At 72.1% G+C, this 18,707-nt stretch carries 16 protein-coding genes and 1 pseudogene; 3 read left to right on the top strand and 14 right to left on the bottom strand.

Annotated features, from left to right (window positions below; all coding sequences use genetic code 11):
- A pseudogene (locus ACZ5WK_RS24985) lies at positions 1–188 on the top strand (DUF4097 family beta strand repeat-containing protein); the annotation flags it as partial.
- 224 nt (positions 189–412) lie between these two features.
- Here ACZ5WK_RS24985 and ACZ5WK_RS24980 read toward each other — a convergent pair.
- The 9 genes from ACZ5WK_RS24980 to ACZ5WK_RS24940 form a co-directional block, all read right to left on the bottom strand.
- The gene (locus tag ACZ5WK_RS24980) at positions 413–1,192 is read right to left on the bottom strand and encodes an ABC transporter permease (RefSeq protein WP_465550208.1); all 780 of its coding nucleotides are present in this window, start codon (positions 1,190–1,192) and stop codon (positions 413–415) included.
- Positions 1,189–2,148 carry an ATP-binding cassette domain-containing protein gene (locus ACZ5WK_RS24975; RefSeq protein WP_465550206.1) on the bottom strand — a complete coding sequence of 320 codons (960 nt, stop codon included), beginning with the start codon at positions 2,146–2,148 and terminating at the stop codon, positions 1,189–1,191. The genes ACZ5WK_RS24980 and ACZ5WK_RS24975 overlap by 4 nt, the downstream gene beginning before the upstream one ends.
- Positions 2,149–2,266: 118 nt before the next feature.
- Positions 2,267–3,103 (bottom strand): DUF4097 family beta strand repeat-containing protein, encoded by an 837-nt coding sequence (locus ACZ5WK_RS24970; protein WP_465550204.1) that lies wholly within the window; start codon positions 3,101–3,103, stop codon positions 2,267–2,269.
- A gap of 96 nt (positions 3,104–3,199) precedes the next feature.
- Positions 3,200–3,748 (bottom strand): hypothetical protein, encoded by a 549-nt coding sequence (locus tag ACZ5WK_RS24965; protein WP_465550202.1) that lies wholly within the window; start codon positions 3,746–3,748, stop codon positions 3,200–3,202.
- Positions 3,749–3,908: 160 nt separating this feature from the next.
- Positions 3,909–4,928, bottom strand: a complete 1,020-nt coding sequence (locus ACZ5WK_RS24960) for an adenosine deaminase (RefSeq protein ID WP_396322790.1) — start codon at positions 4,926–4,928, stop codon at positions 3,909–3,911.
- Positions 4,929–5,134: 206 nt separating this feature from the next.
- Positions 5,135–6,517, bottom strand: a complete 1,383-nt coding sequence (locus tag ACZ5WK_RS24955) for a DUF445 domain-containing protein (RefSeq protein ID WP_465550220.1) — start codon at positions 6,515–6,517, stop codon at positions 5,135–5,137.
- A 237-nt stretch (positions 6,518–6,754) separates the two neighbouring features.
- Complete coding sequence (locus ACZ5WK_RS24950) at positions 6,755–7,714, bottom strand: ABC transporter ATP-binding protein (RefSeq protein WP_465550201.1); 960 nt, start codon at positions 7,712–7,714, stop codon at positions 6,755–6,757.
- A gap of 30 nt (positions 7,715–7,744) precedes the next feature.
- Positions 7,745–8,509: an ABC transporter permease gene (locus tag ACZ5WK_RS24945; RefSeq protein ID WP_465550219.1), complete on the bottom strand. Its 765-nt coding sequence runs from the start codon at positions 8,507–8,509 to the stop codon at positions 7,745–7,747.
- Positions 8,510–8,621: 112 nt separating this feature from the next.
- Positions 8,622–9,482, bottom strand: a complete 861-nt coding sequence (locus ACZ5WK_RS24940; RefSeq protein ID WP_465550199.1) for an ABC transporter permease — start codon at positions 9,480–9,482, stop codon at positions 8,622–8,624.
- Positions 9,483–9,790: 308 nt separating this feature from the next.
- Between ACZ5WK_RS24940 and ACZ5WK_RS24935 the strand changes: the two genes are divergently transcribed.
- Positions 9,791–12,175, top strand: coding sequence for a transglycosylase domain-containing protein (locus tag ACZ5WK_RS24935; RefSeq protein WP_465550197.1), 2,385 nt, complete (start codon positions 9,791–9,793; stop codon positions 12,173–12,175).
- A 159-nt stretch (positions 12,176–12,334) separates the two neighbouring features.
- Here the strand turns inward: ACZ5WK_RS24935 and ACZ5WK_RS24930 are convergent, their stop codons facing one another.
- From ACZ5WK_RS24930 to ACZ5WK_RS24920, 3 genes are all read right to left on the bottom strand, one after another.
- Positions 12,335–13,525, bottom strand: a complete 1,191-nt coding sequence (locus tag ACZ5WK_RS24930) for a winged helix DNA-binding domain-containing protein (RefSeq protein ID WP_465550195.1) — start codon at positions 13,523–13,525, stop codon at positions 12,335–12,337.
- A 102-nt stretch (positions 13,526–13,627) separates the two neighbouring features.
- Complete coding sequence (locus ACZ5WK_RS24925) at positions 13,628–13,930, bottom strand: GroES family chaperonin (protein ID WP_148645002.1); 303 nt, start codon at positions 13,928–13,930, stop codon at positions 13,628–13,630.
- Positions 13,931–14,159: 229 nt separating this feature from the next.
- Complete coding sequence (locus ACZ5WK_RS24920) at positions 14,160–14,501, bottom strand: DUF3618 domain-containing protein (RefSeq protein ID WP_396322702.1); 342 nt, start codon at positions 14,499–14,501, stop codon at positions 14,160–14,162.
- Between the two features lie 143 nt (positions 14,502–14,644).
- Between ACZ5WK_RS24920 and bcp the strand changes: the two genes are divergently transcribed.
- Positions 14,645–15,121 carry a thioredoxin-dependent thiol peroxidase gene (bcp, locus tag ACZ5WK_RS24915; RefSeq protein WP_396322703.1) on the top strand — a complete coding sequence of 159 codons (477 nt, stop codon included), beginning with the start codon at positions 14,645–14,647 and terminating at the stop codon, positions 15,119–15,121.
- Between the two features lie 178 nt (positions 15,122–15,299).
- Here the strand turns inward: bcp and ACZ5WK_RS24910 are convergent, their stop codons facing one another.
- Positions 15,300–17,804: a chitinase C-terminal domain-containing protein gene (locus ACZ5WK_RS24910; RefSeq protein ID WP_465550192.1), complete on the bottom strand. Its 2,505-nt coding sequence runs from the start codon at positions 17,802–17,804 to the stop codon at positions 15,300–15,302.
- A 257-nt stretch (positions 17,805–18,061) separates the two neighbouring features.
- On the bottom strand, positions 18,062–18,664 hold the full coding sequence (locus tag ACZ5WK_RS24905; RefSeq protein ID WP_465550190.1) for a CGNR zinc finger domain-containing protein: 603 nt from the start codon (positions 18,662–18,664) through the stop codon (positions 18,062–18,064).
- Positions 18,665–18,707: the final 43 nt, after the last annotated feature.

The following is an 18,707-nucleotide window of genomic DNA, read 5'->3' as shown; positions in this document are numbered from 1 at the left end:
CCGTCGAACTGCGCACCCAGGCCGGCGACATCACCATCGGCGCCGCCCGCGCAACCACCGCCTCCCTCGACGCCGGCACCGCCCACGGCCGCATCAACAACGCCCTCAAGAACACCGACAACGACACCGCCGAACTCGCCATCCACGCGACCACCAGCTACGGCGACATCACCGCCCGCAGCCTCTGAACCCACCCCGGCGACCCGGCACCCGCAACCCGCAGTCCGCAGCCTGCAACCCGCACAAGGAGCACCCGCACCGTGGAACGGTCGCCGAGCACGGGCCGAAAGGGGGTCGTCCGGCCGGGCCGGCCGCCCAGCGACTGCCGCGGCGGGCGGGGGCGCCCGAGCGGGAACCGCCGGCGACCGCCACCTGTCGCGGTGACGGCCCGGTGGGACGGAGAGCAGGCGGGCTACCGCCGCGCGGTGCGGTGGAAGGTGCTGCGCGCCCAGAGGTAGCCGACGGCGGCCAGGGCGATGCACCAGGCGAGGGCAGCCATCGCGCTGCTGCCTATCTCCGTGCCCATCAGCAGGCCTCGCAGGGTCTCGATGACCGGGGTGAAGGGCTGGTACTCGGCGAACCACCGCAGTGCCGTGGGCATGGAGTCCGGCGGGACGATGGCACTGCCGATGAAGGGCAGGAACTGGAGCGGCATCGGGAGGTTGCTGGCGCTCTCCGGAGTCTTCGCGACCAAGCCGATGCCGGCGGCGAGCCAGGTCAGGGCCAGGATGACGAAGACGAGCAGGCCGGAGGCGGCGAGCCACTCCACCGGGGTCGCGTTGGGCCGGAAGCCCATCGCAAGGGCGGCGGCGAGCACGAGGACCATGCCGATCACCGTCTGGATGACGCTGCCGACCACGTGCCCGGTCAGGAAGGCCGAGGGCGAGACCGCCATCGTCCGGAAGCGGTTGACGATGCCCTCGGTCATGTCGACGCAGACGCCGACCGCCGTCACCAGTGCCCCGGACGTCGCCGCCATCAGCAGGATGCCGGGGGTGACGTAGTCGATGTAGTCGCCTCCGCCGATGCCGAGGCCGAGTGCTCCGCCGAACGCGTAGTTGAACAGCAGCAGCATCATCACGGGCATCATCACGACCGCGAAGGTCATCGACGGGTACCGCTGTGCGTGCTTGAGGTTGCGCCGCAGCATCGTCAGGGAGTCGCTGACGGCGTAGGTCGTCGTGGTGCTCATCGGGAGGCCCCCTCGGTCAGGGTGAGGAACACGTCGTCCAGGTCGGGGGTGTGCACGGTCAGTGACTCGGCCCGGACCCCGGCGTTGTCGAGCACGTCCAGGACCGCCTTCACCGTGACGACGGAGTTGTCGCCGGGGATGGAGAGGGCGAGAGCCTCCTCGTCGGCCGCGGCGTAGGTGAAGAGCGCGGCGGCCGAGGCGAGTTCGGCCGGACCGGCGAACCCCAGCCGCAGGTGGCCGCCCGGGATGAGCCGCTTCAGCTGCTCCGCCGTACCCTCGGCGACGATCCGGCCACCGTCCAGGACGGCTATCCGGTCGGCGAGTTGGTCGGCCTCCTCCAGGTACTGGGTGGTGAGGAAGACGGTGACGCCGTGGTCGGCGACCAGGCTCCGGATGATCTCCCACATCGTGCGCCGGCTGCGCGGGTCCAGGCCGGTGGTGGGCTCGTCCAGGAAGATGATCCGCGGGTCTCCGACCAGCGTCATGGCGAGGTCCAGCTTGCGTCTCATGCCGCCGGAGAAGGTGACGGCCGGCTTCGTCGCCACCTCCGTGAGGTCGAACCGCCGCAACAGTTCCTCCGCCCGCCTCCGCCCCTCCCGACGGCCGAGGTGGTTGAGGTCGGCCATCAGCAGCAGGTTCTCCTGGGCGGTGAGCAGGTTGTCCACCGCCGAGAACTGCCCGGTGACGCCGATCGCCGCGCGGACCGCGCCGGCCTCCCGGACGAGGTCGTGGCCGGCCACCCGTACGACGCCGTCGTCGGCCGGGATCAGGGTTGAGAGGATCTGCACGGCGGTGGTCTTGCCGGCGCCGTTCGGCCCGAGCAGGGCGAAGACCGTGCCCTCGGGGATGGTCAGATCGATGCCGCGGAGCACCGTCTTCCCGCCGTAGGACTTGGTCAGCCCGGTGGCGGTGATCGCCGACGCGGTGAGCGTGGCGGAGGCGGGCGTTAAGGTCATGACGGTCACGCTTCCTTGGGTGCCGAGGTGCCGAGGTGCCGAGGTGCTGAGGTGCCACGAGGTGCCACGAGGTGCCGAGAGCTGCCACGAGGCACCGGCGGCCGGAGATGGCGGATGGTCAGGAACGCCGGATCACGATGTCGCCGAGCTGCGTCCGGCCGCGGACCTCGACGGTCTCGTCGGCCCCGCCCGGGCCCTCCGTGGATGCGAGCGTGTTGCGGACGCTGCCGAGCCGGGTGTGGACGTCGAGCCAGGCGGCCGACGCTTCGCGGATGCCGATCTCCAAGTCCCCCACGGCGGTCTGCAGGGCCACCTGCCCGCGGACGACCTCGCCGATCCGGATGGCGCCGTGGGCCGACTTGATGTCGACGTCCGCGCCGGCGACGCCGACGCTGACCTGGCCGTTGGACGAGTTGACCTTGAGGTCGCCGCCGACCTCGCCGATGACCGTCTCGCCGTTGAGGTTCTTCACCGTCGCCGCGCCCAGGATGGCGCCGATCTCGACCCGGCCGGAGCCGGCGATCTCGGCGTCCCCGTCGGCGCGCTGGAGGCGGATGTCGCCGTGGTCGGTCTTCAGGCGGACGGTGGCCGCCTGCTCGACCTGGATCCGGCCGACCGAGGTCTTCAGCCGGCAGTCACCGAGCAGGCCCTCGCAGAGGAAGTCCGCGATGGGCGCGTCCCCGTTGATCTCGGATCCGGCCGGCAGCTCGATGGTGACGTCCACCGAGCCCGGCTTGCCGAAGAGGGAGCGCTTCTTCGGGCCCTTGACGACCAGGGCGCCGCCGGCGCAGCTGACCTTGGTCTGCGCCGCGGTCTTGACGTCCGCCTCCACGTCGGCGTCGGCCGGCCGCACCTCCACCACGGTGTCGGTGCGCTTCCCCGCGGTGATCCGCACGGAGAGGATGTCGAATTCGAGGGTGACGTTGATCGGGTCGGGGGTGTCGAAAGTAGGCATGGCTGTCCCGTCCTCTTGGCTCTGGTGGGTGTTCCCGCCCGTCGGGCGGGGTGACGTCGAGACTGGTGACGTGGGAAGGAGCGGAGCGAGAAGCGGCTACCGGACCCAGCCGGTGTAGCCCTGGCCCGTCGCCCGCCTGGTCCGGCCGACGGCGCGGGCGGGCTCGCCCGGCTCCAATGCGGCGGCGGCCGCCCGGACCAGCCAGGCGTTGACCGAGAGGCCCTCCTGCCCGGCGGCCTCCTCCACCCTGGTCTTGAGATGGGCGGGCAGACGGAAGTTGATCCGGGCGGTGTTGCTGTCATCCGCGTCCGGCGCCACGGATGGCGCCATCGATGCCGCCGGTGGCACCACCGGTGACGCCGGTGCCAGGAGCTCGCCGGACTCGTGGAACGGCTCCACCGAGGGCGGCACCGTCACCACGAACTCCGGATCGAGCCCGCGGAGCCGGACGTCCACCGAACCCGGGGCGAGGTCACGGGTGACCTCGCCCATCGCGGCGGAGAGGGCGTTGAGCAGGGTGAGCCGTGCGGCCGACTCCAGCGGCAGAGTCAGGCGCTCGGCCAGAGCGCGGGCTTCGTCCCCGCCCGCGCCCGCCGCTACCGCGAGCTCGTGCCGGAGATTGTCGACGTACGGCGTGAGGTCCATGGCCCACAGCATGGCACATCGATGGCACCATGAGAAGTGCCATTATGGCGCCATCACCCGAAGGGGTGGCGCCAGACGCGGAACCGCCCCTGCCGGGCGAACCCGGCAGGGGCGGTCACCACCACCCGGCCGGCCCGGAGCCGGCGCAGGAGGACGCAGGTCAGCCGCGGTCCCACCCGGCCAGGTAGGCGTCGATCTCGCCGACGATCCGGGCCTTGCCGGGCGCGTCCAGGAAGGACGCCTCGACGGCGTTGCGCGCCAGCGCGGCGACGCCCGCCTCGTCCAGGTCCAGCAGCCGGGCCGCCACCGCGTACTCGGTGTTGAGGTCGGTGCCGAACATCGGCGGGTCGTCGCTGTTGACGGTGACCAGCAGGCCCGAGTCGACCATCTGCTTGATCGGGTGCTCCTCGATCCGCTCCACCGCCCGGGTGGCGATGTTGGAGGTCGGGCAGACCTCCAGCGGGATCCGGTGCTCACCGAGGAAGTCCAGCAGCGCCGGGTCCTTCACGGCCTGCGTGCCGTGGCCGATGCGCTCGGCGCCGAGCACCCGCAGCGCGTCCCAGACCGTCTCCGGGCCGGTGGTCTCGCCGGCGTGCGGGACACTGCGCAGGCCGGCCGCGCGCGCCCGGTCGAAGTACGGCTTGAACTGCGGGCGCGGCACGCCGATCTCCGGGCCGCCGAGGCCGAAGCTGACCAGGCCTTCGGGGGCGAGGTCGACGGCGAGCCGGGCGGTCTCCTCTGCGGCGGCCAGGCCGGCCTCACCGGGGATGTCGAAGCACCAGCGGAGCACCACGCCGAGCTCCTTCTCGGCGTGCAGCCGGGCGTCCTCGATGGCCTCCATGAAGGCGACGTCGGGGATGCCCCGGCTGACCGAGGAGTACGGGGTGACGGTCAGCTCGGCGTACCGGATGTTCTGCCGGGCCATGTCCTCGGCGACGCCGTAGGTCAGCGCGCGGACGTCCTCGGCGTCGCGGATGAGGTCGACGACGCTGAGGTAGACCTCGATGAAGTGGGCGAAGTCGGTGAAGGTGAAGTACTCGGCGAGGGCCGCCGGGTCGGTCGGCACCCTGGCCTGGCCGCGGTGGCGGGCGGCCAGCTCGGCGACGACGCGCGGCGAGGCCGAGCCGACGTGGTGGACGTGCAGCTCCGCCTTGGGCATCCCAGCGATGAACGCCTCGATGCCCCGCCCCCCGGCACGGCCCCCGGCCGTGCTCCCGGTGGGGTTTCCGCTGGGGTTTCCGATCCGACTTCCGTCCGGCTGGACCACGGTGGTGCCCTTCTTCTCTACGTTTCTACGCGTTCTCTACGTTTCTACGCGCGTATCGAGCAGTGTCCGCCAGGATAAGCACACCCGGCCGACCCCGTCCCGCCCCGGCGCGACCCGGCTCACCCCCCGAGGGCGACCGCCACGGTGTGGATGATCAGTCCGGCCAGGGCGCCGACCACGGTGCCGTTGATCCGGATGAACTGGAGGTCGCGGCCGACGTTGGCCTCGATCTTGCGGGAGGCGTCGTCCGCGTCCCAGCCTGCCACCGTCTCGGAGATCAGCGAGGTGATCTCCGCCCGGTAGGTGTCGACCAGGTACTGGGCGGCGTCCTGGAGCCAGCGGTCCACCTTGGCCTGGAGCTTCGGGTCGGTCGCCAGGCGTGCGCCGAAGTCCCGCACGCCGGTGCGGATGCGCCGGCGCAGTTCGCTGTCCTCGTCCTCGGCGGCGTTCAGCACCAGGGTGCGGACGGCGGCCCAGGTGGAGGCGATCAGGTCCTGCACCTCGGAGCGGGCCAGCAGGTCGGACTTGGCCCGCTCGACCCGGGCGATGGTCTCCGGGTCGGTCTGCAGCTCGGTGGCGAAGTCGGCGAGGAAGCTGTCGACGGCGCCACGGGCCGGGTGCTCGGGGTCGTCGCGGATGTCGGAGACGAAGCGCATCAGCTCCTTGTAGACCCGCTCGCCAACCTGGTTGTCCAGGAACTTCGGCGTCCAGCCGGGGGTCTTCTGGGTGACCTTCCGGACCACCTCCTCGTGGTTCTCGGCCAGCCAGTCGTGCGCCCGGACGGCGACCAGGTCGACCACACCGTGGTGGCCGCCGTCGGCGACCACCTTGCCGAGCATCCGGCCCATCGGCTCGGCGACCGAGGTGGCGCCGGCCCGCCTGGTCACCGCCTCGCCGACGACCGCCTGCACGTCGTCGTCGCGCAGCACCGCGAGCACCCCGCGCAGCGCGGCCGAGGCCTCCTTGGTGACCCGCTCGGCACTGCCGGGGGCGGACAGCCACTCACCGAGCCGGCGGGCGATGCCGAGCGCGGCGAGCCGGCCGCGCACCACGTGGCCGGAGAGGAAGTTGTCGCCGACGAAGTCGCCGAGCGACCGGCCGAAGGCGTCCTTCTTGGTCGGGATGATCGCGGTGTGCGGGATCGGCAGGCCGAACGGACGGCGGAACAGCGCGGTCACCGCGAACCAGTCGGCCAGGGCGCCGACCATGCCCGCCTCCGCGGCCGCCGCCACGTAGCCGGCCCAGGCGCCGGCGCCGGCCGCCTTCGCCCAGGTGGCAAGGGCGAAGACCAGGGTCGCGAAGGCCAGCAGACCGGTCGCGATGGTCTTCATCCGGCGGACGCCGCGTCTCTTCTCCTCGTCGGCCGCGGTGAACCGGACGCCGGGGCCGGTCCCGCTGAAGGGTTCGTCGCTCACCCCGCCAGTCTGCCCGTTGCCCGGCGCGAGCGGAGGGCGCGCCGGGCAACGCACGCCGGGAGTCCGCCTCCAGGGGCCCCGGCCCATCGCAGGCACGCACGCCCTGACACTCAGGCAACACGCCCCCCGGCCCTGCCCTCGGCCTCATCGCGCACCCACCTGAGCGCCTCGGCCGAACGTACGCGCCCCGGCCGACGATCCTCCTGACCCCGTCCGCGCCGCCCCGCCGCCGTCCCGGCCGGCGGCCCGCGCTGCTGCCCCTGCCCACCCGGGAGCCGCCCGGCCCCGCCCGTATCGGGCCGGGGCCCGGCGCACCCGCCCGGGTCAGCCGATCGCGACCTCCGCGTACATCCGCGCGATCACGTCCTCGATCGCGGGCTCGCGGACCGAGAGGTCGACCAGCGGGAACCGGTCGGCGACGGCCGCGACGATCGGAGCGGCGCTCTGCTGGGCGGGGAAGGCCAGCCACTGCCGCGGTCCCTCGACCTTCACGACCCGCGCGCCGGGCACCTCGATCGGCGGCCGGGCCTCGGCGAGGTCGACCACCAGGATCCGTTCGCTCTCGCCCGCCGCGTGCAGGCCGTCCAGCCCGCCGTCGTAGACGACCCGGCCGTGGTCGATCACCATCACCCGGTCGCAGAGCTGCTCGATGTCGGTGAGGTCGTGCGTGGTGAGCAGCACGGTGGTGCCCTGCTCGCGGTTGGCCTCGCGCAGGAAGTCGCGGACCTTGCCCTTGCTGATCACGTCGAGCCCGATGGTGGGTTCGTCCAGGTAGAGCACCTGCGGGTCGTGCAGCAGCGCCGCCGCCAAGTCCCCGCGCATCCGCTGGCCGAGCGAGAGCTGGCGCACCGGCGTGTCCAACAGGGCGCCGAGGTCCAGCAGTTCGACGTAGCGTCGGAGGTTGGCGCGATATCGGTGGTCGGGGATCCGGTAGAGCCGGCGGGCGAGTTCGTAGGAGTCGCGCAGCGGCAGGTCCCACCAGAGCGTGGTGCGCTGCCCGAAGACGACGCCGATCCGGCGGGCCAGCGCGACGCGCTCCCGGGCCGGGTCGACGCCGGCGACGCGCAGCCGCCCGCCGGAGGGCACCAGGATGCCGGTGAGCATCTTGATGGTGGTGGACTTGCCGGCGCCGTTCGGGCCGATGTAGCCGACGCACTCGCCGGCCTCCACCGTGAAGCTCAGCCCGTCCACCGCGCGCACCTCGCGCTTCTCGCGCTTGATCCGGCCGGCCTTGGCGCGGACGGTGAAGGTGCGGCGGACGTCGTCGAGTTCGATCAGTGCCATGGGAGTTCTGCTTTCACGAGGGGGTGGGGGTCAGCTGCCGGTGCCGCGGTAGGCGCGCAGGCCGGCCCGCCAGGCGAGGCCGGCGACGGCGCAGCAGAGCACCGCGGCGACGGGCGAGGCGTACTGGAAGGCCGCCGGCAGGCCGAGCGGATCGGGCCGGCCGAGGATGCGCAGGGCGGGCAGCCAGTTGGCGAAGGCCAGCGGGACGCCGAAGACCACGCCGGCCACGAGCTCCTTGGCGAAGATCGTCGGCGGGTACTGCAGCAGGGTGGCGCCGCCGTAGGTGAGGGAGTTCTGCAGCTCACCGGCCTCGCCCCACCAGAACTGCACGGTGGCTCCGCCGATGAAGACCGCCGCGAAGATGGTGGTGCCGCAGACGAGCAGGACGGGCACCAGCAGCACCCGGTCCCACGTCCAGTCGACGTCCAGCGCCGCCAGCGACCAGACCAGCACCGCCGTCGCCTGCACGGGCCGCCCGAGCCGGCGGAGGGTGAAGCGTTCGGCGCAGAGCTGGGCCAGCGCGGGGGCGGGGCGGATCAGCATGGTGTCCAGGCTGCCGGCGCGGATCCGTTCGCCGAGCGCGTCGGCCGTGCCGACCAGCAGGTTGGCGGCGCCCAGCGCGAACGCCGACGTCCCGTACAGGAAGCCGAGTTCGGGCAGGGTCCAGCCGCCGAGGGCGTGGGTGTGCTGGAACATCAGCAGGATGACGACGAAGTCGAGGAAGGTGATGACCGTGCTCGCCACGGCCATCAGGGCGAAGGAGAGCCGGTAGGACATGGTGGAGCGGTTCCACATGGCGGCCACCAGCCACCAGGAGCGGACCGCCCAGCGGACCCGCGCGGCGACGGTCTCGGACCGGACGGCGGGCGCCTCGGTGCGGACGGGGAGCGCCCCGGTGCGGACGAGGTCAGCCACCCTGGACCACCACCTTGCGGGTCGCGAGCCGCTGGACGGCGTGCCCGGCTCCGAGCAGCAGGGCCGCCCAGAGCGCCTGGAGGCCGAGGATGCCGAGCAGGCCGGTGCCGGTGTGCCGCTCCAGGAAGACGTCCGTGGGGATCTGGATCATGGCCGCGAAGGGCAGCGCCCCCGCGAGCCCGCCGAGCCAGCCGGGGAAGAGGCCGATCGGCAGCAGCATCCCGGAGAAGAACATCGTCACCACCACCATGACCGAGCGGATCCCCTCCGCGTCCTGGAGCCAGAAGCCGGTCAGCGAGACCAGGAAGCGCAGCCCGAAGCTGACCACCACCGCGAGCAGGACGGACAGCAGGAACACGGCCCAGACCGCCGGGTGGTGCGGCAGCCGGGTGTCGAAGGCGAGGCAGCCGGCGACGGTCGGCAGCACGCCGCGGGCCAGCAACTGGAAGCCGGCCCGGCCGAGGTCGTTGGCCAGCCACCACCCCTGGAAGTCGACCGGCCGCTGGAGGTCGACCGCGATGTCCCCCTTGCGGAACCGCTCCTGGATGTCGTCCTGGAAGCCGCCGCCGAAGACCGCGACGGTGGCCAGCAGGGACTGGCTGATCCAGATGTAGGTGACGGCCTGGGAGGCGTCGTAGCCGCCGAGCCCGGGCCTGGCCTGCCACAGGGCGAGGAAGGTGTAGGCCAGGATGAAGCCGAACACGGTGTTGGTGACACCACCGGCCAGGGTGGCGGCCCGGTAGGTGGAGTAGCGGCGGAAGCCGCCGCGGACGACGGCGAGGTAGAGGCGGGCGGTGCCGCCGACGTCCGGAGGGGGCCTGAGCTGCGTCTCGACCGGCACAGCGCTGGGCATATTGTCTCCTTATCGACAAATACGGGCAGGCGGAAGTACCCCGGAACAGCGCACCGGGCACCGGCGCGGGAACACCGGCGCCCGAACACCGGCGCACGAACGCCGACGGCAGGCACCGGCGCATGCCGGACCGGCCCCGACCGGCCCCGCCCGGGGGTACCGGGCGAGCGGGCGGAGCTGTCCGAGCCGCGTACGCGAGAACTGGGTGCGCTATATGGTTTGCACCTTTCACCGTACCGCCGACGATCAGTGGACGCACCCGGTTTTTCCACCACCTGATCGCGGATCAAATAGCACATAATCGCGGCATGACCTTGAGGGCAGACCACCGCACCCGACGTCAGGCCAAACGGGCCGCCCGTCGCGAGGCGCGCCGCGCCAAGCCGTTCTGGCGCCGGCTCCTGCCCACCTGGCGGATCACGCTCGGCGCGCTCACCGCCGTCCTGCTCCTCGCCGTCGGCTCCTTCGCCGTGCTCTACCTCATCGTCCCCGTCCCCGACCCCAACGCCCACGCCGTCGCCCAGAACAACATCTACCTCTACGCCGACGGCACCACCGAGATCGCCCGCACCGGCGCCGTCAACCGCACCGACGTGACGATCACCCAGATCCCGCCGGACACCCAGCACGCCGTCGTCTCCGCCGAGGACCGCACCTTCTACCGGAACGGCGGCATCGACCTGAAGGGCATGGTCCGCGCCGGCTGGAACACCCTCACCGGCAAAGGCATGCAGGGCGGCTCCACCATCACCCAGCAGTACGTCAAGAACTACTACCTGACCCAGGACCAGACCATCGAGCGCAAGGGCCGCGAACTCTTCATCGCCCTCAAGGTCGACCAGCAGCGCAGCAAGAACGAGATCCTCACCGGCTACCTCAACAGCAGCTACTTCGGCCGCAACGCCTACGGCATCCAGAGCGCCGCCCGCGCCTACTACGGCGTCGACGTCTCCCAGCTCACCCTCCCCCAGGGCGCCTACCTCGCCGCCCTGCTCCAGGCCCCCAGCATCTACGACGTCAAGACCGCCACCCCCGCCAACCGCGAGAAGGCCGTGGCCCGCTGGAACTACGCCCTCGACGGCATGGTCCAACTCGGCTTCCTGACCGCCGTCGACCGCGCCTCCATCACCTTCCCCGAGCCGATCGACCCCCAGCCCGCCACCGGACTCGGCGGCCAGGCCGGCTACCTGGTCGGCGTAGCCGACGACTACCTCGTCTCCAGCGGCATCATCGACACCGCCACCCTCAAGGCCGGCGGCTGGCGGATCACCACCACGTTCGACAAGGACAAGCAGGACGCCTTCACCCACGCCGTCCAGCAGGAACTCACCGACGAACTCGAGCCCGCCAAACGGCCCACCACCGACACCGACGTCCGCGTCGCCGGCGCCTCGGTCGAACCCGCCACCGGGCGCGTCGTCGCCGTCTACGGCGGACCCGACTACGCGAAACAGCCCTACAACGACGCGCTGCGCCAGGACAACCAGATCGGCTCCACCTTCAAGCCCATCGACCTCGCCGCCGGCCTCAACTCCGGTCGCAGCAGCGGCGACGGCCGCCCGATCACCACCGAGACCCGCTACGACGGCACCAGCGAACGCCCCGTCACCGGCGGCCCCACCCCGTACGCCCCGCCCAACGAGGACGACATCGACTACGGCGACATCACCCTGCGCCAAGCCATGACGAAGTCCGTCAACTCGGTCTACGCGCAGGAAGGCGTCGACGCCGGGCTCGCCCACGTCCGGGAGACCGCCATCCGGCTGGGCATCCCCGACAACGTCCCCGGCATGGACCCGGCCAACACCTCGATGACCCTGGGCACCGCCACCCCCAGCGCCCTCAACCTGGCCGGCGCCTACGCCGCGTTCGCCAACCACGGCCAGGCGTACACCCCGTGGTCCGTCACCAAGCTCGAACGCGTCCACACCGGCGGCGCCATCGACGTCCCCAAGATGCCCGAGCACGTCCCGACCAGCGCGATCGACCGGGGCACCGCCGACGCCGTCACCGACGTCCTGCGCGACGTCGTCAGCCCGCGCGGCACCGGCGCCGCCGCCCTCGACCTCGGCCGCCCCGCCGCCGGCAAGACCGGCACCACCGACTCCAACCTCTCCGCCTGGTTCGCCGGCTTCACCCCCGAACTCACCACCACCGTCGGCCTCTTCCGGGAGAACCCGAAGACCCACGCCAAGGAACCGCTCTCCGGCACCGCCGGCTACACCCGGATCAACGGCGGTGCCTTCCCCACCGAGATCTGGACCGCGTACATGGCCGACGTCCTGGACGGCACCGACGTCCAGCACTTCGACCTGCAGCCGGGCCGCGGCAACAGCCGGCCGAGCACCCCGGCCACCACCGCAGCGGCCTCGCCGTCCCCCAGCGCGAGCGCCACCAGCGCACCGCCCAGCACCCCCGCCCCCTCAGCGCCCGTACCGGTACCGGTACCGGTACCGGACGTGCCCACCCCGAGCAGCCGGCCCACCGAGACCCGGCCCACCCCCACCCCCGAGGCACCCCACCCGACACCCACCCCCGAGCCACCGGTCACCACCCCGACCAGCCGGCCCTCCTCGGCCAGGCCCACCCCGCCGCCGACCCCGACCCCGACCGCACACCCGTCGGCCACCGGCCCGAGCCCGGGCCCGAATCCGGGCCCGAACCCGGCGGCCGCCACCCCACCCGCCCCGTGAGCCGAACCGCCGCCGCCGACCCGGACCGCGCGGGCGAACCGGACCACCGGCGAGCCCGACCGTGGGTACCCCGGGCCGCCGGTGAGCCGAACCGCCGCCGGTGAGGCGGACAGCTGCCGGTGAGCCGGGCCGCCGCCGAGCCGGGCCGCCGGTGAGCCGCTACGCCACCAACTCCCGCTCCAACGGCGTCCGGAACCGCGGCGTCACCCGCACCTCCCCCAACCAGCCCGACAACCGCGCCGCCTCCCCCGCGACCGCCGCCTCCGCCTCAGCCCCGACATCCGCGAACAGCCGCCACACCACCTCGCCGTCCGCACGCTGCGCCCAACCGCCCACCACCCGGCCGCACCACCAGACCGTCGGCCCCGCATTGCCCGCCCGGTCGAACAGCGCCGGGACGTCCTCCGGCCGCAGATACCACTCACGCCCACGCCAGCCCATCACCGTCGGGTCCAGCGCCGGCAGCAGCGCCGCCCACGGCTCCGGCTCCGCCACCGGCTCCACGTCCCCCGGCAGCACCAGACCCGCCACGCCCCCGGCCAGCGCCACGTCCACCGCGCCCACGTCCGCCAGCGCCTTACGGGTGTCCCCCAGCGTCCAGCCCGTCCACCACTTCACGTCCTCGACCGTGGCCGGCCCGTACGCCGCCAGCCAGCGCCGCACCACCTCCGCCTTGGCCTCCCGCACCGGCACGTCCGGCCACTGCGGCACCCGCGCCCACGGATAGCTGCTGCTCAGCCAGGACCCGCGCGGCCGGCACCGCCGCAGATGCCCGTCCGAGGCCAGCAGTCGCAGCAGCCGGCTCCCCACGCTCTGCTTCGCCTCGTACGGCTTGCCCGCCGACATCAGCATCGTCTCGCGCAACGCCGGTACGTCCGCGCCGAGTTCACTCGTCGTCGCCTCACCGCGCCGGTCCAGCGCGGCCAGCACCGCCAGCTCCGTCTCCGCGAGGCGCCGCTCGTCCCAGCCCTCGGCGAAGTCGCGCAGGTGCTTCAGCAGCGTCGCCCGCTCCTTGACCGCGATCGCCCGCGCCGTGGACGCACTCACGTACGGCGCGAACTCCTCCGTCACGGCGAAGATCGTCCGCCGCATCGACAGCAGTTTCACCAGCGAGACGTCCTCGTACAGCGCCCGCTCGACCTCGGCCGCCGACGGCTCCGCCAGCCGCGCGCACGCCGACAGGTAGACCGTCGCCGCATCGGTGGCGTGCAGCCCGACCACGGCGTCCGTCACCTGCTCGACCCGCGCCGCCCGCCCCGAAGGCGCCAGAAGATGCCGCCGGCCCACCCGGGCCCGGCGCTGCTCGTCACCGACCGGAGGCACACTGCTCGAACGCACACCGCTGCTCATGCCGGGACCCTACTGCCGGCCACCGACAGACCGGCCCCCGACATGACGCGGCGGGCCGCCACGCACCACGGCGTGACGGCCCGCCCCGGGCCGGTCAGGTCCTCACAGGTAGAGCCCGGTCGAGCCCTCCGTGTCGCCGAAGCGCATCGCGGCCACGGCGTGCAGGTCACGCTCGCGCAGCAGCACGTAGGTGGCGCCGCGGACCTCGACCTCCAGCTTGTCCTCCGGGTCGTACAGGACGCGGTCGCCCGGCTCCACCGAGCGGACGCTCTGGCCCACCGCGACGGCCTCCGCCCAGGTGCAGCGCTTGGACAGCTCCGCGGTCGCGGGGATGAGGATGCCGCCGGTCGAGCGGCGCTCGCCCTCGCTGCCCTCGGTCTTCACCAGGACGCGGTCGTGCAGCATCTTGATCGGCAGCTTCTCGCCCAGCCGGTCGTGGCGCGGCGAGTCGTGCTCCGGCGAGGCGGTCTGCGGGGTGGGTTCGTCGTTCGTACTCACGATCCCGAAGGTACCGCCCCCGGGCCCGCGGCGTGACGCTGGCCCGGAGTACGAGACCGCCGGGACGTACGAGACCGCCGTACGGACAGACGGAAGGCCGGGCACCACCGGCGCCCGGCCCCGACAACCCCGCCGTTCAGCCCTTGCGACGCTTGCGGGCGGACGCGACCAGCAGCACCAGGCCGACGCCGACCAGCGCGGCCGGGACGACCCGCTCCTTGCGCGGCTGCCCCTTCTCGTCCACGAACTGCGCCTTGGCCTTCTCCACCAGCCCGCTCGCCGCCACGTACGCCCGGCCGGCCTTCTCCTCCACGGAGGCCACCGCCTTCGCCTTGACCTGGGCCGAGATGGTGCTCGGGTGGACGCGCATGGCGAGCTCGTCCAGGGTCGCCGCCAGCTGGGTGCGGGTGCGGGAGATGTCCGCCTCGATCTGGGCGGTCGTCCGCGCCGACTTGTCCTTCGTGCTCGCCTCGCCCACTCGGGCCACCCCAATTCACTGATGTTGTCCTGTGCGACTGACCCAGTTTGTCAGTTGCCACGCAGGCCCGCGCGGCCCCACCCACCATCGGAGGTAGGTTTGCCGTGGTACGACCACCCGCCCACGCACCAGGAGAGTCCCCCGTGACTGAGCGTCTCCAGCCCGGCGACACCGCGCCCGCCTTCAGCCTGCCGGACGCCGACGGCAACCAGGTGTCCCTCGCCGACCACCTCGGCCGCAAGGTGATCGTCTACTTCTACCCCGCCGCGCTCACCCCGGGCTGCACCAAGCAGGCCTGCGACTTCACCGACAACCTGGAGGTCTTCGCCGGCGCGGGCTACGACGTCATCGGCATCTCGCCGGACAAGCCGGAGAAGCTCGGCAAGTTCCGCGAGGCCGAGGACCTCAAGGTGACCCTGCTCTCCGACCCGGACCACGCCGTCCTGGAGGCCTACGCCGCGTACGGCGAGAAGCAGAACTACGGCCGCACCTACCAGGGCGTGATCCGCTCCACCGTGATCGTGGACGAGCAGGGCAAGGTCGAGCGCGCCCTCTACAACGTGAAGGCCACCGGCCACGTCGCCAAGCTGCTGCGCGACCTCAAGGTCGAGAGCGCCTGAGCGAACTGCTCCGGCAGGCGCCACCGGGGCGCGGCGGTGCGGCACCGGCCCGCTGCCGCGCCCCGGTGCCGTCCGCGGAGGCTGCCCTCCCCCGGGGCCCGGCAACGGAGCGGTGGCGGCACACCCCCCGACCGGGTGCACCGCCACCGCCGTCTCTCACCTCAGCGGACCGCTGTCATCAGCAGGTCCCGAGGTCGCTCCAGACGCCCCACGAGCCGCTCGCGCCGGGGTCGTCGCCCTTGGTCCACCACTTGTTCTGGTAGTAGTGGCCCTTCCACGACACCTTGGTGGTCGTCGCGTAGGCGGTGCCCGCGTCCCAGCTCGGCGCACCCGCGCAGGTGCCCGAGGTCGGGGTCGCGGTAGGGGTCACCGTCGGCGTCACGGTCGGCGTGCCGGTCGGCGTCACGGTGGGCGTGACGGTCGGCGTCACCGTCGGTGTGACGGTCGGGGTCGCGGTCGGGGTCGCGGTCGGCGTGGCCGTCTGCGACGGGGTCGGCGTCGCGGTGCCGCCGTCGACGGCGCCCCGGCTCAGGTCACCCTTGAGGCCGTACAGCGTGCCCCCGACGTTGACCGTCCAGTTCGAGGGCGTCGACACCGGCAGGTAGTAGACGAAGTCCATGTCGATCGACGCGCCCGGTGCCAGCGACTGCCAGCCCGGCAGCTTCACCGACACCCGGTTGTAGGTGCCCTTGAGGCCGCCCACGTTGCCCGGCCCGGGGTTGTCCTGCTTGATGACGGTCAGCCCGAAGCCGGACTGGTCCTTCGCGTTGCCCGGGGCCGAGTTGCCGTAGTCGAACTGGAACTCGGTACCGCCCGGCAGGGTCACCGTCGAGTTGTTGACGATGTGGATCTTCGGGTTGATCGGGTAGTTCGAGTCACCCAGCGCGAAGTTGGTGAACGACACGTCGATCGGCAGGGTCTGCTGCGGCAGCGCGGTCGTCGAGCGGACCGCACCGTACGGCGAGGCCGCCTTGAACTTGTCGTACATCAGCGAGGTCAGCGTCGAGCCCGGCACGTACTGGCCCTTGCCGCCGTTGGCGGTCGCGTCCCACCTGTAGTCGCCCGCGAGTTCCCAGATCATCGCGCCGCCGGCGCCCTGGTTGACGATGTAGTCCGCCTTGGCGCCCACCGACTGCTCGTCCTCGGTGGAGAGGAAGACCTTCTTGGAGTCGTTCCACAGCCACGGCGCCACCAGCGAGGAGCTGTAGTTGCGGGCATAGGTGCCCTGCAGGGCGGTGTCGGTCACGCCGTACTCGGAGAGGTAGTCGGGCACGATGCCCTTCTCCAGGTTCTTCGCGTGCCACATCGGGTTCGAGCCGGCCGGGGACTCCTTGCCCGCGTCGTCCTTGTCGTTCCAGATGTTGTCGACACCGACCGCGCCGTCACCGCACGCCGTCAGCCCCGAACCCACCGGGCAGGTGGTCGCCGACGCGGTGCCCCAGAGGCCGTTGGTCCCGCCGGTCACGTTCTTGAACCCGCGCGTGTAGTACGGCAGGCCGACATTGATCCGGCCGCCCGGCATCGCACCGCGGAAGTAGTGGTACGACCAGTCCGCGTTCAGGTAGCCGATACCGCCGTACTGGCCGGTGCCGTACACGTTGGCCGCCGCCAGCTCGCCGTCCTTGCCGTCGTCGAACAGCGAGGCGTTCGGCCCGACGTACTTGTTCCAGGCGCCGTGCAGGTCGTACGACATGATGTTGACGTAGTCCAGGTACTGCGCCACCTGGAAGGTCTCCATGCCGCGCAGAAGGTAGCCGGACGACGGGGCCGCGACCGAGAGCAGGTAGTGCTTGCCGTCGGCGGCACCCGCCCGGTCCAGCTTCTCCCGCAGCGTCTTCATCAGCGCCGCGTAGCCCTTGGCGAGCGACGCGCGCCTGGAGTTGGCCAGCTGCCAGTCCAGCGGGTTGCCCGCGTCCTTCATCGAGGTCGGGTACTCGTAGTCGACGTCGACGCCGTTGAAGCCGTACTTCTTGATGAAGTCGACCGAGGAGTCGGCGAAGGTGTCGATGCCCGCCTGGTTGACGGAGCCGTCCGGGTTGACGGTCATCGAGTAGAAGCCGCCGGAGTCGACGCGCTTGCCGTCGTCGCCGAAGTACCCGCCGGTCTCGGTCCAACCACCCACCGAGATCATGGTCTTGACGTTCGGGTACTGCTTCTTGAACTTCGTCAGCAGGTTGAAGTGCCCCTTGTAGGGCAGCGACGGGTCCAGCTCGGCGCCGGGCACGCCCGGGAAGGAGATCCCGGTGGCCTCGTTCTTGTCGTCGTCGGTGCCGACGGAGATCTTGTTGTCACCGCCGACGTGCCCGAACGCGTAGTTCAGGTGGGTGACCTTGTCCCAGGGGACGTCGCTCACCAGGTAGGGCTGGGTCCCGTCCTTGCCGGTGCGCCAGCCGGTGAAGTAGCCGATGATGCGGCGCTGGTGGTCCGCACCCATCTTCTCGCGGCCCGCGGTGTCGTAGACGCTGCAGTACGGGACGTCCACCCCGGGAGTCCGGTACATGCCGTCGGGCCGACAGGCCGCGTTGTCGACGGTCGCGGACGCCTGCGAGGGTGCCGCGCCCAGCGTCGCCACCAGCAGGCCGGCCAGGCCGGCAGCCGCCAGCGAGGCCAGACCCGCCCGGGCGGCCGGGCTCTTGGAGTGACGGGCAGCGGTGGGACGCCGCTCCGCCGTGGATCGGATCAACACTCGGTCCTCCGGGAGAGAGTGTCGGCGCGTACCTGTGGGGGAGCACGCACGTGGGGGAATGCAGATTGGCGCTGAAGCTATGTGGTCTGAACCACATAGGTCAATAGGTCTGTACCAATTGGTCATCAATTCCCCAACAGCGCCGGTCGAACGGCCGATACCCGACCATCACCCACGGTCGGCCCGCGAGCCGCCCACCGGCCCGCCCCGGCCCACTCCCGACCCGCCCCGGTCGACCTCCGGCCGGCACCCGTTCAGTCGTCCGCATGCCGACGGCTGTGCCGGGCCACCCGGACCCGCGTCCCGCAGGCCGTCGAACACCACGCCCGGCGCGCATGCTGCTGCAGGAAGAACAGGATGCAACCCGGCGCCGGACACGCCCGCACCGACCCGCGCCGATCCCCCGTCAGCAACCCCACTCCCGCCTGCGCCACCCGCCCCAGCAGCACCACCCCGTACTCCCCCGCCGCCGAACGGCGCACCCCCTCCGCAGCCGCCCCCGGCGACAGCTCCACCCACCCCGGCGCCGCCCGCACCGCCGCGTTCACCACCGCGACGTCACCCTCCCCCGCCGGCCCGCCGGCCACCACCGCGGTCAGCACCGCGCGCAGCGCCCGCCGAAGCTCCAGGAACGCCGCCAGCTCCGCCCCGCCGAGCACCCCGGCCGGTGCGCTCGGGAGGTCCAGCCCGACCGCATGCCGCTCCACCCACAGCTCCAGGTCGGACGGCTCCACCAGCACGTCCACCAGATGACCGCGCAGGCCCCCGCGGACGAAGGTGCTGTTCACCAGATCCAGCGCGAGGTGCTCGCCGTCAACTGGCATCTCGTCCACCGCACCGCGCTCCACCATGGCCATTCCCTAACGGTAACGCGACTTGCCACATGTTAGGAAGCCGCGA

This window comes from Kitasatospora sp. NPDC032757 (genome assembly GCF_055579305.1).
The sequence above is the reverse complement of the archived record's forward strand: the minus strand, read 5'-3'. Positions and strand labels throughout refer to the sequence as shown.

Coding starts and splice junctions, on each gene's coding strand:
- ACZ5WK_RS24970 (WP_465550204.1), bottom strand. CDS start 3,103: ATGCCTACTTTCGACACCCCCGACCCGATCAACGTCACCCTCGAATTC.
- ACZ5WK_RS24975 (WP_465550206.1), bottom strand. CDS start 2,148: ATGACCTTAACGCCCGCCTCCGCCACGCTCACCGCGTCGGCGATCACC.
- ACZ5WK_RS24980 (WP_465550208.1), bottom strand. CDS start 1,192: ATGAGCACCACGACGACCTACGCCGTCAGCGACTCCCTGACGATGCTG.
- ACZ5WK_RS24945 (WP_465550219.1), bottom strand. CDS start 8,509: ATGTGGAACCGCTCCACCATGTCCTACCGGCTCTCCTTCGCCCTGATG.
- ACZ5WK_RS24965 (WP_465550202.1), bottom strand. CDS start 3,748: ATGGACCTCACGCCGTACGTCGACAATCTCCGGCACGAGCTCGCGGTA.
- ACZ5WK_RS24930 (WP_465550195.1), bottom strand. CDS start 13,525: ATGAGCAGCGGTGTGCGTTCGAGCAGTGTGCCTCCGGTCGGTGACGAG.
- ACZ5WK_RS24935 (WP_465550197.1), top strand. CDS start 9,791: ATGACCTTGAGGGCAGACCACCGCACCCGACGTCAGGCCAAACGGGCC.
- ACZ5WK_RS24940 (WP_465550199.1), bottom strand. CDS start 9,482: ATGCCCAGCGCTGTGCCGGTCGAGACGCAGCTCAGGCCCCCTCCGGAC.
- ACZ5WK_RS24905 (WP_465550190.1), bottom strand. CDS start 18,664: ATGGCCATGGTGGAGCGCGGTGCGGTGGACGAGATGCCAGTTGACGGC.
- ACZ5WK_RS24925 (WP_148645002.1), bottom strand. CDS start 13,930: ATGCTGCACGACCGCGTCCTGGTGAAGACCGAGGGCAGCGAGGGCGAG.
- ACZ5WK_RS24955 (WP_465550220.1), bottom strand. CDS start 6,517: ATGGGCCGGGGCCCCTGGAGGCGGACTCCCGGCGTGCGTTGCCCGGCG.
- ACZ5WK_RS24950 (WP_465550201.1), bottom strand. CDS start 7,714: ATGGCACTGATCGAACTCGACGACGTCCGCCGCACCTTCACCGTCCGC.